Raw genomic sequence first — 15472 nt, 5'->3', positions numbered from 1 at the left:
TGGCAGCAGCAGCCGCCTTCGATCCTGTAGTCCTCACAAACACATGATCAACAGGCGGCTGCGTCCACGTTACACACCCCCACCACATCCCACGAGGTCAGACCGCCAATGGCGGCTGCCGTACTAGATCGGAGGACCCGAGCAGGCTCAGGCTCCATCCGGGGCCCCGCCGACACCTCGTCATGTTCGGCAGGGCCCCGGGTCGCACTGCTACGAGCTGGTGATCGTCACGTTGTCGATCGCCGCCTCGACCAGGCTTGCCCCGGAGGCGTCGGCGGCCTGCACCAGCAGCCGCACCGACTGCCCGGCGTACGCCGACAGGTTGGCGGTGGCGATGCTCCAGCTACCGTTGCGGTTGCTCGCCGCACCGGCCTGGTTGAGCAGCTGGGTCGTCCCACCACTGTGCACCACGCTGACCCGCAGGTAGTCCGCGGACGACGAGTTCGACCCGTGCGCGAGATACCAGGCCAGGGAGAGGGTCAACGTGCCGCTCGCCGGCAGCGTGATCGCCGGTGACTGTGCGCTGGTCACCCCGCCGTCGATGTCGTGGTCACCGGCCCCCGAGCCGGCCAGCCGGCCGGTGACCAGGTCGTTGCTGCCGGCGTACGGGGTGAGCTGCTTGGCACCGCTGGAGGTGGTCGCCTGGGCGGCACCCCGTTCCCACGCCCCCGTGGTGGCGGTGTCGGTCCCGGCCGGGTTGGTCGTCCAGCCGGTCGCGGTCTCGAAGGTGTCCGACCAGACGGTGGTGCCGCCACCGCTGCCGCAGTACGTCGCCTGGAGCCCGGCCACCCGGTACGGGCAGTCGGCGTACTCGCTCAGGATCAGCACCGCCTCCCGGTTGCGGGAGGTCTGCGCCGGGATCACCTCGTCGGGCGGGTAGAAGCCGCCGCCGGACGCCGAGCCCGGGTACATCTCGAAGGTGTACGCGAAGATGTTGTGGGTGGCCCACATCCAGTCCAGGCTGTCCCCGTCGGTGATGTAGAGGTCGCTGGACTGTTCCGGGGTGTAGCCGTTGGTGGCCGCCATCTGCTGACCGAGGGTGCGGAAGGTCCGTTCCTGGTCGGCGTTCAGCCCCGGGCCGGTGTTCGAGGTGGTGTAGCCGTACGGCCAGAGCACCAGTTGCGAGTACGTGTGGAAGTCGATGTTCACCGTGATCTGCTGGGTACCGCCGACGACCCGGCTGTTGACGAAGTCGCGCAGCCGGGCGGTCTCCGGCGCGGAGAACGCCGACGGGCCCCGGTAGGTCTCCGAGGAGGTCGAGCCGGAGGAGCCGCCGCAGCAGCCCCAGTTGTAGCCCCAGTTCCGGTTCAGGTCGGTGCCGACGTACGACGATCCGCTGTTCGGTTGGCGGTTCTTCCGCCAGGACCGGTACGAGCCGGTGGCGATGTCGTACTCGCTGCCGTCCGGGTTGACCGTCGGGACGATCCAGATCTCCCGGGTGTTGACGATGTTGGTGATCCGGGAGTCCGAGCCGTAGTTGTCGGTGAAGAGGTCGAGCAGGTAGATCGCCATCTCCACGGTCAGGTGCTCGCGGGCGTGCTGCTGCGAGTTGAACAGGATCTCCGGCTCGTTCTCGTCGGTGCCGACGTTGTCGGAGATCTTGATGACCGGCAGGTCGCGCCCCTCGTAGGAGGTGCCCATGCTGGACCGGCGGGCGATCGTCGGATGGTCGGCGACGACCTGGTTGATCACCGCGTTCAGCTCGGCGTAGTTGTGGTACGCCGAGTCGGCCGGCGGGAAGTCGAGTACGCCGACGTCGCCGTGCTCGTGCTGGCCCCGGTCCGGCGGTGCCGGTACCGCCGCCACCTCGAAGCCGAGCGCGGTGATCGCCTTCACCTCGGCCGGGGTCGCGGTGACGTAGAGCGCGCCGTGCTCGGCGTAGTCGATGCTGGTACCGGTGGCGGCCACCGCGTTGCGGTCGGCCAGGGTGCGCGGACCGGTCACCCGGTATTCCGCGCTGGTGGCGGGCTCGGCCTCGGTCAGGTCCGGTCCGGCGCTGGCGGTGCCGGTCGGGCCGAGGCCGGCGACGACGAGTCCGAGCACGACGGTGCCGGCGAGGGCACCGGCCCGGGCCCGGTGCCGGATCGACGGCCCGGACATCCAGGTGCGGAAGGGCATCTGAACCTCCTGGGGGTAGGGAGGACTGCGCTGGGTAGTGCACACTGCACCATCCGTACCATGGTCATATCAACATTGATCACTTTGCACCCCATGCCAGTTACACCCTCCTCGCGGCAAAGATTTTCCTGGCGTGAACATCTGGCGAAAGTTCCTGCCAAGCGGAATAGTGGCGACAGGACCCCGACCTTCGGCCCCGCGGAGCATCGATGGCCAGTTCCCCGAACCCGATCAGCCGACGTACCTTCACCCTCGCCGGCCTCTCCGGCCTGGCCCTGCTCGGCACCGGCATGCCGGCCCGGGCCGGCACGACGACCGGTCGCCCCCGCCCAATGCCACACGACGAACAGATCACCTGGCAGGAGTTCTCCAGCTACCCCGACTGGCGACGCGGCACCCACCGGGGCACCGTCGCCGTCCCCGGGATACGGACCGGGATCACGATGCTTCGCCCGGCCGGCACCACCGAATACACCGACCCGCACACCGGCACCACCCGCACCTGGTCGTACGCCACCTGGACCTCGCCGGTCACCCCGATCGGCTTCGACGCCAGCGAACTGGTCGCCTCCTGGAACGCCGAGACCCCGGCCGGCACCTGGATCCAGGCCGAACTCCAGGGCACCTACAACACCGGCGCGCTGACCCCGTGGTACGTCATGGGCCGGTGGGCCGCAGGTGACCAGGACATCCGGCGCACCTCGGTGAACCGGCAGGGCGACCCCTACTCGACGATCTGGACCGACACCTTCTCGATCGACGACGTCGCGACCGGGGTGCTGCTGCGGGCCTACCAACTGCGGCTGACCCTCTACCGCGCGCCGGAGAGCCGCCGGTCACCCCGGGTCTGGATGGTCGGCGCGATGGGCTCACTGGTGCCGGACCGGTTCACCGTGCCGGCCAGCACCGGCCGGATCGCCTGGGGCCGGGAGCTGGCCGTGCCCCGCTACTCGCAGAACATCCACGCCGGGCACTACCCGGAGTACGACGGCGGCGGCCAGGCCTGGTGTTCGCCGACCTCCACCACGATGGTGCTGGAGTACTGGGGCCGGAAGCCGTCGGCCGAGCAGACCTCCTGGGTCGATCCCAGCTACCCGGACCCGTCGGTCAACCACGCCGCCCGGATGACCTACGACTACGCGTACGAAGGATGCGGCAACTGGCCGTTCAACACCGCGTACGCCGGCTCGTACGGGCTGGACGCCAAGGTGACCCGGCTGCACTCGCTGGACGAGGTGGAACACTTCATCGCCGCCGGCATCCCGGTGGTCACCAGCCAGTCCTTCCTGGCCGAGGAGTTGGAGGGGGCCAACTACGGCACCTCCGGGCACCTGTTCGTGGTGGTCGGCTTCACCCGCGACGGCGACGTGGTGATCAACGATCCGGCGTCGTCCGGCAACGACGTGGTGCGCAACGTCTACCGGCGGGACCAGTTCGAGCAGATCTGGCTGCGGACCAAGCGGATCAACGCCAGCGGCGGGGTCTCCGGCGGGTCGGGCGGGATCGCGTACCTGATGAAGCCGTGGTGGAAGCCCTGGCCGAAGCTGGCCGGCTCGACCAACTGGTAGCCGCGCCGGCGTCAGCTCACCTGGGGAGGATCACCGGCCCCGTACCTGGCCAACGATGTCCGGGCACGGGGCCGGTGCCGTGCCGGGGTCCGGGCTGGTCCGGGCCGGACGCACGGGCCTCAGGACCTGTCGGTCGGCTTCCCCGCGTCCGTCGGCTCACCTGTGTCGGCCGGCTTCCCTGTGTCGGCCGGCCTGCCTGTCTGCGTCGGCTTCACCGTGTCCGTCGGTTGGTCGTCGCCGGCCAGTGCGGCGCGCAGCCGCTCCCGTTCGGCCCGCCGCTTCTCCGCCGCCGTGGCCAACTGCTGCGCCATCTCGTCCCGCCAGCCCCGCAGCAGGAAGAACGCCAGCGCGGCAGAGAACGCCACCGCCAGCATCAGCTTGAGGAAGATGTTCATCTCGACCGGCCAGAGCGCCAGCGCGACCGCCAGGAACAGCCCGATCCGGCCCAGCGTGTACTTCACGGCGGGACTCATCTGCGCAACTCCGATCAGCTCGTCCGGCCGGCGAGCCAACGGACGCCGGCAAACCAGACCAACGCGTACCCCATGGCGAAAACCGCCGCGGCCAACCCGCCCGAGACCAGCGGCGGGGTCGAGGCGGCCAACCCGGCGGCGAGCAGGCCGGCGGCGATCCCGACGGCCGCGGCCACCAACGCCGCCGCGACCCGGGCCGGACCGAACTGCCAGGCCCGGAACTCCTCGACGAAGATCCACGCCGGCAGCACCACCGCGAGCCAACCGCTCGCCCGGCCGAACTCGCCCAGGCCGACCAGGGAGGCGCCGAGGTCGATCACGAGCAGCGCCACCAGCCCGATGACCACCCCGACCAGGGCGACGCCGAGCAGGTCGGCCAGCACGACGATCCGCCCCTGGTCGTCCCGCCGGGGAAAGGGCGCCCGTTCGCTCCGCTCGGCCATGCCGCCTCTCCCGCTGCGCTCCCCACCGGCAGACGTCGACCCGCTCCCGCCCGCTCCTGACCAGTCGAGGGTACGTGAGCGGGCCGGAAACCACCCCCGCCGGGCCGCGCTCCCGCCCGACGCGGGGCTCAGGCCCAGATCCGCTGCGGCTCGGCCCGACGCTCGGCCAGACTCGGCGGGGCGTCGTAGTCACGCAGCACCTCGTACCCGCTGTTCCGTTCGGCGGGACGGAAATCGGCGTCCCAGATCAGCCGGAGCAGATCCTCCCGGGGCAGCACTGTCGGCGTACCGTCCCGGTCGACGCCGTGGCTGATCCGGTGTCCGGCCGCCGAGGCGGCCAGGTCGTCGACGCCGAAGTTGAGTGCGAGCTGCGCCACGGAGTACCCCTGGGTGGCCCAGCAGCACGTCAGGTGGGGCACGTTGTCGAGGAGGAGCCGGGACACCGCGAAGGTCTTCAGCGACTCGGCCGGCGACGCCGTCCCGGTCGGCTGCCCCGCCCCGATTCCATCGCCGGTCGGTACCGCGAGGTCATGCTCGTAGCGCAGCGGCAGGAAGCTGGTGAAGCCGCCGGTCTCGTCCTGTAGCTCGCGCAGCCGCAGCACGTGGTCGACCCGGTGCCGGGGCTCCTCGACGTGCCCGAAGCGCATCGTCGCCGGGGTGCCGATCCCCTTGGCGTGGGCGAGCCGGTGGATCCGGGACCAGTCCTCCCAGGCACGGTCGGCGAGGCCGAGCCGCTGGCGTACCTCCGGGTCGAAGATCTCGGCCCCGCCGCCGCTCGGCGCCGACAGACCGGCGGCGACGAGTTCGTCGAGGATCTCGTCGGCGGGCATCCCGGTGCTCTTCCCCAGCCAAAGCAGCTCGATGGCGGTGAACCCGGTCAACCGGACGCCGGGCAACGCCACCGTCAGCGCGCGCAGCAGCTCCGGATAGTGCCGCCACGGCAGCGCGGGATGCACCGGGTCGACGAGGTCCAGCTCGGTGAGCCCGTCGGCGGCCAGCTCGGTGGCGCGCCGGACAGCCTCGTCGACCGAGAGCGGGACGCTGTCCCCGCCCTCCGGCCGGGCGTGCCCGTCCGGCCCGGGGCGGAGGGAGCAGTACGCGCAGCCACCGACGCAGAGACCGGTCAGCCGCAGCCGCCGGTTGACGACGAACAGCACCCGATCGCCGTCGCCGGTCCCGGTACGCCGGTGGTGCGCCAGCCGGCCGAGCCAGACCAGGTCGTCGCTGGCGTACAGCGCCTCGCCGTCGGCGCGGTCCAGCCGAACTCCCGCGTAGACCTTCTCTTCCAGCTCACGCTTGCGTCCGGCGTCCATCGCAGCACGTCCCTCCAGGCACGATCTCCGGTAGGAGCGTACGTCGAGCGGCGGAGGTGCCGACGGAGGCAGCCGGCGGCAGCGATCTGGTTCACCGGTCACAGGTACTCTTAACCGGCTTCTCAGCGTCTCGTTACCCGCCGTCGCATCGACATCCCCGACGCATTGAGGTAAGACAAAGTGGGACGCGACACAGCACGGATGGCCATTCCACAGCAGCGCCGGGAGCGCCGCTGTGCACGGGACGGGAGCGGTATGACCGACAGCAGGCGCGGACGACCGGACCGGCTCGGCAAGGCGGTCTCCCCGGTGCTACGTCCGCTGGTCTGGTCGGCCCTGGTCGGCGCGATCGTGGCGGGCGCGATGGCGACGCCCGTCTATGCCGATCCGCCGCTGCCGAACACGGTCCCCGACGCTGGGATACGCCCACTGCCCGGTGGAGCGCCCAACGTGCCCACCGGCACGCCGACGACGACCTCCTATCCGCTGCCGCCGAGCGTGAACGGCCCGCTGGCGAGCCAGATCATGACATTGGAGGTCGAGGTCGCCCAGCTCGGCGACCAACTGCTGCAACTGCGCCAGGAGCGGGACAGGGCCACCACCGAGCTGACCGCCGCCGACGGCGTACGCAGGACGGCTCGGCTGGAGCTGGCCAACGCCCGTACGGCGGCCGACAACGCGGCGGCGGGCGCGCTGAAGGACGCCGCCGGGCTGCCGCCGGGCGCGTTCGGCTCCGACCTGCACGGGTTGGACCTGCTCAGTCGGATCCAGCGCGGCGAGGAACGGTCCGGTGACACCGAACTGGCCGCCGGTGAGCTGGCCCGGGCTCAGCAGGCCGAGCAGCAGGCGGAGGCGGCCTACCAGGCCGCGTCCAGCGCCTACCAGCAGAAGGTCGCCGCCTTCACCGACGCGGAGAAGCGGTACAAGGAACGCTCTGCCGCCCTGGTGAAGCTCAAGCGCGACAACGCCGAGCAGCTCAAGGCGATCGAGCGCGCCAGGGAGGCCGCCGAGCAGCGCATCGGCGAGACGATCGGCAGCGACAGCGTCGCCGGGATGGTCGCGCACCCCAAGGCGCTGGCCGCGATGCGTTACGCGCTCGCCCAGCGGGGCGACCCGTACCTCTGGGGCGCCGAGGGCCCGGACCGGTTCGACTGCTCCGGCCTGATGCTCGCCTCCTATCTCTCGGTGGGCAAGCGGATCCCCCGGGTCTCCCGGGACCAGTACAACGGCACTCGCAACCAGAGCGTGGCCCGGGAGGCACTGCTCCCCGGCGACCTTGTCTTCTTCGCCTCCGGCAGCAACTGGACCAGCATCCACCACGTCGGCATGTACATCGGCGGCGGCAAGATGGTGCACGCCCCGACCACCGGTGACGTGGTCAAGGTCTCCACCGTCTGGTGGTCGCGGTTCTACGCCGCGACCCGGATCTTCCCGGCGGTGCCGGCACCGAACGCGACCACGCCGCCGCCGGCCACCCCGCCGCCGACCACCACCCCGCCATCGAAGCCGCCCACCACCCCGCCGACCACGCCGCCCACGACGCCACCGGCGACTCCGCCCACCAGCACGCCGACCACGCCCCCGGCAACCCCGCCGGTGACACCGGCACCGATCCCGCAACCGACGGAGCCGACGGAGCCGCAGACGCCGCCGGTCACCACCTCGGCCGCCGAGCCGAGCAACGGTACGTCCAGCGCCAGCGGATCGACTCCGACTGCGGACGGTAGCCCGGAGGGCGACTGAACGTACCGGTCGCCGGCCGGCTGTGCGGCTGTGCCGCGATATGGCACGGTGAGGGTTGACGTACTTCCGACCCGGCCTACCGGCCCGGGTGTGGGCGCGGGAGGCAACAATGGACGAATCGCAGGTCAAACCGGCTTTCGGGGAGGCATCCCCGGATTCTGACGGTCAGGCTGCGGCCACCCGCCCGGAACGGGACAGCGTGGACGAGAGCGAGCTGCCCCCACTGCCGCCGCCACCGCCGGTCGGAACAGCGCTCCCGGAGCCCTCGGCCGAGGAGGAGTTTCCCGAGGCCTACCAGGCGCCTCCGCCGCCGCCGGCCGCCGGAGCGCTCTGGGCAGACGCGCCGCAGGATGCGTCCGTAGACGCGCCCGCAGGCTCAACGGCCGCCGAGACGGTCGATGCGGCTTCTCCGGATTCCATACCGGACCCGGACGCCGCCAGCCCGGTCCCGGACGCCGCGAACTCGGATGCGGACGCTGTCGATGCCGTCCCGGACACCGCCGACGCCGTCCCGGACTCGGCCGAGCCGAAAGCCGAGACCGCCGATGAAGTGCAGGCCGAGGCCGACGACCCGAGCCCGGAAGCCGACAGCCCAGAAGCACAGGCCGGAGCCGACGACCCGAACCCGGAAGCCGACAGCCCGGGAGTGGACCCGGGAGCCGCCGTCGGTCCGACGTCGCCGGTACGCGGCCGGGCCGTGAGTAGGCAGGCCACCACCCCCACCGCAGCCGAGATAGCCGCGATGCCCGCCGGGTCCTCGGGAAGCCGCACCTACCGGGCCGGCGAGCTGGCGAAGTCGGTCACCCGGGCGGCCGCCGCCCCGACGCCGGTCACCCCGGCAGCCGCCGCCTCCGCGCCCAGCACCCCGGCGGCGTCCGCGGTCGCGGCGTCCCCGGCCGCGGCATCCCCGGCCGCGGCATCCCCGGCCGCGGCGTCCGCGCCGACTCCGGCGCCTCCGGGTAGCCCGGTGCCGCCGCTGCAACGGCGGCGTCCACAGACTCCGGCTCTCGACTCCCCGTGGTCGGCGTTCGCCAACGCCGTCAGGTCCCCGGCGGGCCCGCCGAGCGGGTCGGCCGCCGTGTCGCCGGCCGCTCCGGCGTCCGCACCGCCCATGGGGTCAGCCGCCGTGTCGCCGGCTGCCTCCGGACTGTCCGGGTCGCCCTCGGCCGAGCCGGTTCGCCAGCCCCGGGACCGGCCCGGGGCGGTGCACTTCACGGCTCCACCGGCAGCCAGCCTGTCGGCACCGGCAGCCACCCCCGACCAGTCGTCCCGGGACACCGGCGCACCCGCTGGTGGTACGCCGTCCTACACGGTGCCGCCGCAGCGCAGCGCCGCGCGGGGCCGCGCCGGCACCACCCGGGCCAGTGCCTCGGTGCCGGGGCTGTCTCCGGTGCTGCCGAACGAGGCCGCCGCGGCCGCCGTGGTACCGGGAGTGGCGAAGGTCTACCGGAGTACCGAACCGGATCCGGCCGGCGCGTCGGCGCCGACACATCCCCCGGATCAGGCCGGCCCGCCCGAACCGGGACATCCGCCGGCATCACCGGCGTCCGAACCAGCCAAACCCAAACCGACCCCGGAGCCGGAGCCGGAGCCGGGACCGGTGCCCACGCCGTTCCCCGCACCGGAACCCCCGGCACCCAGTCCGGACCCCGAGCCGGTGCCACCGGCTCCGTCGCCGTTCCCGCCGGCCCCGCCCCGGCCCGCTCCGGTACCCCCAGGCCCGCATCCGGTACCCCCGGGGCCCACGCCGTTCCCGCCTACTCCACCCGGTCCCACTCCCTACCCGCCGCACCCCGAACCTGTGCCCCCCGGCCCGGTGCCGTACCCGCCGACGTCGGCGGGGACCTCGGTCGCCTACCCGACAAGGCCGGTGTCGGGCGGACCGAGTGGCCGCCCGACAGATCCCCCGGCAGCTTCCCCGCTGGTGGTTCCGGCGCCCGCCCTGCCGAGCTGGCCACCACCGACCAACCCGATGTCCTCGGCCAACCTGGCCAGCGGCGGTGCGCCGGGTTACTCGCTGCCCACCGCCGACCCCGGTCCGGCCGTCGCCGCCGAGCCGGCCGGTCGGACCCCGACCGGTGGCCGCGCCTCGGGAACCCGACCGGGCGCGCCGCACCCGCCGGGCGCCGGCCCGACCCCACCGCACCCGCCGGGCGCCGCTCCCGCCGCTTCGCACCGACCGGGCGTCAGCCCGACCGCTGCGGACAAGCCGGGGACCGGCCCGGCCGTGCCGGACTCCCCGGGCTACCAGGAGCAGCGGGCGGCGGGCACCGTTTACGGCGGCCCGGAGGGTCACGTCACCGTCTCGATGCCCACCAACCAGGTCGAGAACTCGGGCTCGCTGACCGGACACATCCTGGCCCAGGGTTGGACGGACACCCCCGCGCAGAGGACGGACACCGGCAAGGTGGTGCTGGTACTGCTGATCGGGCTCGGCATCCTGGTGGTGATCGGGCTGCTGGTGGTGCTCCTGGCCGGCGACGCGTTCAACAACCTCTTCGACGGCCTGCTGACCAGCTGACGGGGCCGTCGGCGGGTGCGGGGTCGACCCGCGCGGGTGGTGAGCCTGCCCACTGGCGTGCGCGGCGAGGTGGCGGTGGCCGCTGCTCCCCGTACACTCGGGTGGATTGTTGACCTGGCGCGTGCCACGCGCCTCTGGGCGATCTTGCGGGCGAATCGGCAGCGACCTCCGTCGCGGCGGGCCATCGCGAAGATGCGCCCCGCTTGAGAGGTATCCTTGACGACCTTTGCTGATCCCAGCATGTTTCCATCCGTATTCGACGCGCAATCCGGTTCCGTTTCGGCAGGACCGTCCGCTTCTGCCGAGCAAGCCGCTCTGAATGTGCCGGCTGTCGCCGACCCGCGCACTGAATCCGCCGACGCGGTGACCGCCGACGATTCCCGCACCCCCAGCGACGTCTCGGCGAACGCGGTTGCCGGGCAGGACGCCCTCGCCGTCCCCGCTGACATCACCGTCCCCGCTGACATCGCCGTCCCCGCTGACATCGCCGTCCCCGCTGACAGCGCCGGTGATGTCAACGAGCCCGTCGACTTCGCCGCGCTCGGGCTGCCTCGGCAACTCGTCCGGGCGCTGCTGCGGGAGGGCATCGACACTCCGTTCGAGATCCAGCGGGCCACCGTGCCGGACGCGCTCGCGGGGCGGGATGTACTCGGCCGGGGGCAGACCGGCTCCGGCAAGACGCTGGCGTTCGGACTGCCCGTACTGGCTCGGATGGCGGCCGGCCCGCGGGCCCGGGCACACCACCCGAGGGCGCTGATCCTGGTGCCGACCCGGGAACTCGCGATGCAGGTCAACGACGCACTGATGCCGCTCGGCCGGGCACTCGGGGTGTTCCTCAAGACCGCCGTCGGCGGTGTGCCGTACGACCGCCAGATCGACTCGCTGCGCCGTGGCGTGGAGATCGTGGTGGCCACGCCGGGACGGCTGACCGACCTGATCGAGCGGGGCGTCTGCCGGCTCGACGACATCGAGGTCACCGTGTTGGACGAGGCCGACCAGATGGCCGACATGGGATTCCTGCCGGACGTCACCGACCTGCTGGCCAAGACTCCGGCGGACGCGCAGCGACTGCTCTTCTCCGCCACTCTGGACAACGACGTCGACGCGCTCGTCAAGCGGTTCATGACCGACCCGGTCACCCACTCGACGGCACCGCCGACCGCCACCGTGTCGACGATGGACCACCACATGCTGCTGATCCCGCCGCACGACAAGTTCGCGGTGGCGGCCTCGATCGCGGCCCGGCAGGGGCGCACCATGATGTTCGCCCGGACCCAGATGGGCGTCGATCGGCTGGTCGAGCAGCTCGCCGCGGTCGGTGTCCGGGCCGGTGCGCTGCACGGCGGAAAGACCCAGCGGGTACGCACCCGCACCCTCGCCGAGTTCAAGGAGGGCCGGACGAACGTGCTGGTCGCCACCGACGTGGCGGCCCGGGGAATCCACGTCGACGGTGTCTCGCTGGTGGTGCACGTGGACCCGCCGAAGGATCCGAAGGACTACCTGCACCGAGCCGGGCGGACGGCCCGGGCCGGAGAGTCGGGTGCGGTCGCCACGCTGGTACTGCCGAAGCAGCGCCGGTCCACCCTGGCCATGTTGCAGAAGGCCGGTGTCGAGCCGGAGCAGACCCGGGTGCGCTCCGGCGACGCCGCGCTGGCCGAGGTGACGGGAGCCCGGGAGCCGAGTGGCGTGCCGGTGGTCGACGAGCCGCCGGCGTCGCGCCGAGGGTCGGGCACCCGCCCGGACCGTCCCCGCTCCGACCGCCGTTTCGGTGACCGTCCCCGGGCCGACCGCCGCTACGGCGACCGCCCGCAGGACGAGCGCCGGCACAGCGACGGTCCCCCGGGTGAGCGCCGCTACGGAGACCGTTTCCAGGGTGAGCGCCGGTACGGTGACCGGCCGCAGTCCGAGCGTCGCTACGGCGACCACCGGTTCGGCGACGGCGGCGGCACGTCCCAGGGTGGCCGGGCCGAGCGGGGCGGCGAGTGGCGCTCCGGCGGGCGGCAGGGCGGCTTCCGGCACGAGGGCCGCCCGCACACCGACCGGCCCGGCCGGGACCGGTCCCGGGACGAGCGTCCGCGCGACGAGCGGGCCGCCGGGGAGCGGTCGGACGACCGGTGGGGCCGCCGCGACCACCGGTTCGACGGCCGGCGCCCGACCCCGACTCGCTGACCGGTCCGCAGCACCGCCGACCGGTGCCGGCCCCGGTTCGGTTACCGGGCCGGCGGCGGTAGCCGGTCCGAGTGGCGCCGCCAGCCGGTCCGAGTGGCGCCGCCAGCGGCCGACAGGCCGACCTCGCGCCGCCAGCGGCCGACAGGCCGACCTCGCGTCGTCGCCGGCCGTCGGCCGGATCGGCGCCGTCGCCGGCCGTCGGCCGGATTCGCGTGGTCGGGCATACCTGTCGGCTGGCGGCGGTAACGTCCATGGGCATGTCGAGCATGCCGAAGACGTTGTTCTGGAGCCGCACCGACGTGCCCGGTGCCGATCACGCGCTCATCACCGACCATCGCGGCCTCACCGCCCGGGGCACGGCGCTCGCCGTCGACCCGATCGCCTTCACCTGTCGCTACGAACTGCGTACCGACGAGCACTGGGCGACCGAAGGGCTGGAGGTGAGCTGCGAGGGAGCCGGGTGGCTACGTACGCTGCGGCTGGAGCGGGCCGCCGGCCGATGGCGGGCGAGCACGGCGGAGCAGGGGGACCTGGACGCGGCGCTGACCGCCGTCGGGCAGCCCGGTGCCGGGCTGCCCGGGATCGAGGAGCCGGAGCGGCTCGCCGAAGCGCTCGACGTCGACCTGGGCGCCGCGCCGCTGTTCAACACCCTTCCGGTACGTCGCCTCCGGCTGCGCGACGCCGCACCGGGCAGCTCGCACCGGATCGTCACGGTCTGGGTGCTGGTGCCCAGCCTCCAGGTGGTGCCGGCCGAGCAGACCTACACGGTGCTGGCGGACGGCAACGTCCGGTACGCCAGCGAGAGTTTCACCGCCGACCTGACCCTCGACGCCGACGGCTACGTGCTGCACTACCCCGGGCTGGCGCACCGACGCTGACCCGTGCCGGTCGGGCCGGCCACTGCTCGGCAGCCCCTGTTGATCAGCAGCCCCTGCTGATCAGCCCGGCCACTGATCACCCCGGCCACTCACCGGTCGCCAGGAAACGTTCGACTGTGGACCGGTGCGGTGCCAGGTCGAGGCCCCGGCCGGCCACCCACTCGTCGGAGTAGTACGTGTCGGTGTAGCGTTCGCCGCCGTCACAGAGCAGTGTCACGACCGACCCGGTTCGGCCGGCGGCCCGCATCTCGGCGATCAGGCCGAACGCGCCCCAGAGGTTGGTGCCGGTCGATCCACCGACCCGCCGGCCCAGTACCGTCGACGCGACGCGCATGGCGGCCAGCGAGGCCGCATCCGGCACCCGCACCATCCGGTCGACGACGCTCGGCTGGAACGACGCCTCGACCCGTTGCCGTCCGATGCCCTCGATCCGGGATCCGGCGTCGGTGGTGGCGGACCAGTCGGCCGAGGTCCACGCGGGATAGAACGCGGAGTTCTCCGGGTCGACCACGCAGAGCCGGCTCGACAGCCGCCGGTAGCGGAGGTAGCGGCCGATCGTCGCGCTGGTGCCACCGGTGCCGGCGCCGACCACGATCCAGTCCGGTACGGGATGCCGTTCCAGGGCGAGCTGCGCGTAGATCGACTCCGCGATGTTGTTGTTGCCCCGCCAGTCGGTGGCGCGTTCGGCGTACGTGAACTGGTCCATGAAGTGCCCGCCCAGGTCCTCGGCGAGCCAGCGGGCCTCGACCACGACGGCGGCCGGATCGTCCACCAGATGGCACTTTCCGCCCTGGAACTCGATCAGCGCGATCTTCTCGGCCGAGGTGCTGGCCGGCATCACGGCGATGAACTGGACCCCGAGCATGCGGGCGAAGTAGGCCTCGGAGACGGCGGTCGATCCCGACGACGCCTCCACAATGGTGGTGTGCGGTCCGATCCAGCCGTTGCAGAGCCCGTAGAGGAAGAGTGACCGGGCCAGCCGGTGCTTCAACGACCCGGTAGGGTGCACCGACTCGTCCTTGAGGTAGAGGTCGATCCCCCACTGCCGGGGCAGCGGAAAGCAGAGCAGGTGGGTGTCGGCGGATCGGTTCGCGTCCGCCTCCACCGCCGCGATCGCCTCGGTGACCCAGGCGCGTTCGGCGTCGTCGCACCGGTCGAGCTGTTCCATGACCAGGAACGTAGCAAGCTGCTCCGGTGACCGGCCGAACCCGTCCCGGCGCTGGTCCGGCACCGGCAGGGGTCAGGACGGGCCGAGCGGCTGGGGGCGATCCTCCCATTTGGTCGAGAGTGCGACGGCCGTCCGGGTCGAGGCGACTCCGGCGGTCCGGTTCAGCCGCAGGATGAGCTGCTCCAACTCGGCAATTGTGCCAACTCGCGCCTTGAGCAGGAACGATTCCACCCCGGCCATGAAGTAACAGGATTCGATTTCCGGCATGCCCCGGATCGCTTCGAGTACGTCGTCGGTGTCCCCTCCGGAGTCCTGCACGATGCCGATCAGCGCCGTCACGCCGAGCCCGACCGCCTCCGGCTCGACGTCGGCCCGATAGCCCCGGATGACGCCGCCGGCCTCCAGTTTGCCCACCCGCTCGTGCACGGCCGGCGCGGAGAGGCCGACCTGACGGGCCAGTTCGGCGTACGAGAGTCGGGCGTTGCCGCGCAGCAGTTCGACGAGGCTCAGGTCGATCGCGTCCACGTTCTGAGACCCTAGTCCGGGTCGGTCGACGGGCCGTCCGCGGTGGCCAGCATTGTTGCTGACATAGCGGTTAAATGCCGTGAATCAGCCCGGCTAACCTCACAGACAGTACGTTTTCGCGTTTGCCGGACACGGCACTCCGGCGGTGTTGTAATTGCCGTACGTCCCTTAAACGAAGGCTCTGGCAAGCATGTGTTCTGGGGGCGGTCCTACCAGTCCGGGGGCTTCGTAGACGCGAGGAGGGGGCTGTGGACACTGGAGATCGTCTGCTGACGCCGGGCGAGGTGGCAGCGCTCTTCCGCGTCGATCCGAAGACCGTGACACGCTGGGCCGCGGCCGGGCGGATCGGCAGCATCCGAACACCGGGCGGACACCGCCGCTTCCGCGAGTCGGAGGTACGCGCGCTGCTCGAAGGCGAGGGGATGCTCGACGAGGTGGACGAGGACATCGCCAACCGGCCGCGCAACGCCGGGCCCGCCACCCCGAGTGGCCCCGGCCCGGCCGGGGCCGGAAACGTCGGCCTGCACTGAACCACCGCAACCAGGACAGCGGC

13 protein-coding genes are annotated in these 15472 nt (G+C 72.3%); 6 read left to right on the top strand and 7 right to left on the bottom strand.

Annotated elements, in window-relative coordinates:
* Positions 1–210: 210 nt before the first annotated feature.
* Positions 211–2118: a M14 family metallopeptidase gene (locus ABNF97_RS26225; protein WP_349340134.1), complete on the bottom strand. Its 1908-nt coding sequence runs from the start codon at positions 2116–2118 to the stop codon at positions 211–213.
* A gap of 209 nt (positions 2119–2327) precedes the next feature.
* Here ABNF97_RS26225 and ABNF97_RS26220 point away from each other — a divergent pair, with 209 nt between their 5' ends.
* On the top strand, positions 2328–3686 hold the full coding sequence (locus ABNF97_RS26220) for a C39 family peptidase (protein ID WP_349340133.1): 1359 nt from the start codon (positions 2328–2330) through the stop codon (positions 3684–3686).
* Positions 3687–3805: 119 nt separating this feature from the next.
* On the opposite strand, the gene ABNF97_RS26215 is transcribed toward ABNF97_RS26220, so the two are convergent.
* The 3 genes from ABNF97_RS26215 to ABNF97_RS26205 all read right to left on the bottom strand — a co-directional run bounded on the left by ABNF97_RS26215 (position 3806) and on the right by ABNF97_RS26205 (position 5915).
* Positions 3806–4159, bottom strand: coding sequence for a DUF4229 domain-containing protein (locus ABNF97_RS26215; RefSeq protein WP_130461582.1), 354 nt, complete (start codon positions 4157–4159; stop codon positions 3806–3808).
* Positions 4160–4173: 14 nt separating this feature from the next.
* Positions 4174–4602 carry a hypothetical protein gene (locus tag ABNF97_RS26210; protein WP_130461581.1) on the bottom strand — a complete coding sequence of 143 codons (429 nt, stop codon included), beginning with the start codon at positions 4600–4602 and terminating at the stop codon, positions 4174–4176.
* Between the two features lie 128 nt (positions 4603–4730).
* Positions 4731–5915, bottom strand: coding sequence for a radical SAM protein (locus tag ABNF97_RS26205; RefSeq protein ID WP_130461580.1), 1185 nt, complete (start codon positions 5913–5915; stop codon positions 4731–4733).
* 255 nt (positions 5916–6170) lie between these two features.
* Here ABNF97_RS26205 and ABNF97_RS26200 point away from each other — a divergent pair, with 255 nt between their 5' ends.
* Positions 6171–7658 (top strand): C40 family peptidase, encoded by a 1488-nt coding sequence (locus tag ABNF97_RS26200; protein ID WP_349340132.1) that lies wholly within the window; start codon positions 6171–6173, stop codon positions 7656–7658.
* 771 nt (positions 7659–8429) lie between these two features.
* On the opposite strand, the gene ABNF97_RS26195 is transcribed toward ABNF97_RS26200, so the two are convergent.
* A complete protein-coding gene (locus ABNF97_RS26195; protein WP_349340131.1) occupies positions 8430–8936 on the bottom strand; it encodes a hypothetical protein in 507 nt (168 codons plus the stop codon).
* Between the two features lie 646 nt (positions 8937–9582).
* Between ABNF97_RS26195 and ABNF97_RS26190 the strand changes: the two genes are divergently transcribed.
* The 3 genes from ABNF97_RS26190 (at position 9583) to ABNF97_RS26180 (ending at position 13226) form a co-directional block, all read left to right on the top strand.
* Positions 9583–10179: a hypothetical protein gene (locus tag ABNF97_RS26190; RefSeq protein WP_130461576.1), complete on the top strand. Its 597-nt coding sequence runs from the start codon at positions 9583–9585 to the stop codon at positions 10177–10179.
* Positions 10180–10419: 240 nt separating this feature from the next.
* Complete coding sequence (locus tag ABNF97_RS26185; protein WP_349340130.1) at positions 10420–12348, top strand: DEAD/DEAH box helicase; 1929 nt, start codon at positions 10420–10422, stop codon at positions 12346–12348.
* Between the two features lie 257 nt (positions 12349–12605).
* Positions 12606–13226, top strand: a complete 621-nt coding sequence (locus tag ABNF97_RS26180) for a putative glycolipid-binding domain-containing protein (protein ID WP_349340129.1) — start codon at positions 12606–12608, stop codon at positions 13224–13226.
* Between the two features lie 76 nt (positions 13227–13302).
* On the opposite strand, the gene cds1 is transcribed toward ABNF97_RS26180, so the two are convergent.
* Positions 13303–14394, bottom strand: a complete 1092-nt coding sequence (gene cds1 / locus ABNF97_RS26175; RefSeq protein ID WP_130461575.1) for an L-cysteine desulfhydrase Cds1 — start codon at positions 14392–14394, stop codon at positions 13303–13305.
* A gap of 72 nt (positions 14395–14466) precedes the next feature.
* On the bottom strand, positions 14467–14919 hold the full coding sequence (locus ABNF97_RS26170; protein WP_130461574.1) for an AsnC family transcriptional regulator: 453 nt from the start codon (positions 14917–14919) through the stop codon (positions 14467–14469).
* A gap of 248 nt (positions 14920–15167) precedes the next feature.
* Here ABNF97_RS26170 and ABNF97_RS26165 point away from each other — a divergent pair, with 248 nt between their 5' ends.
* Positions 15168–15449: a BldC family transcriptional regulator gene (locus ABNF97_RS26165; RefSeq protein WP_130461573.1), complete on the top strand. Its 282-nt coding sequence runs from the start codon at positions 15168–15170 to the stop codon at positions 15447–15449.
* The last annotated feature ends 23 nt before the right edge of the window (positions 15450–15472 follow it).

The organism is Plantactinospora sp. B6F1, assembly GCF_040120695.1.
Taxonomy (GTDB): domain Bacteria; phylum Actinomycetota; class Actinomycetes; order Mycobacteriales; family Micromonosporaceae; genus Plantactinospora.
The sequence above is the reverse complement of the archived record's forward strand: the minus strand, read 5'-3'. Positions and strand labels throughout refer to the sequence as shown.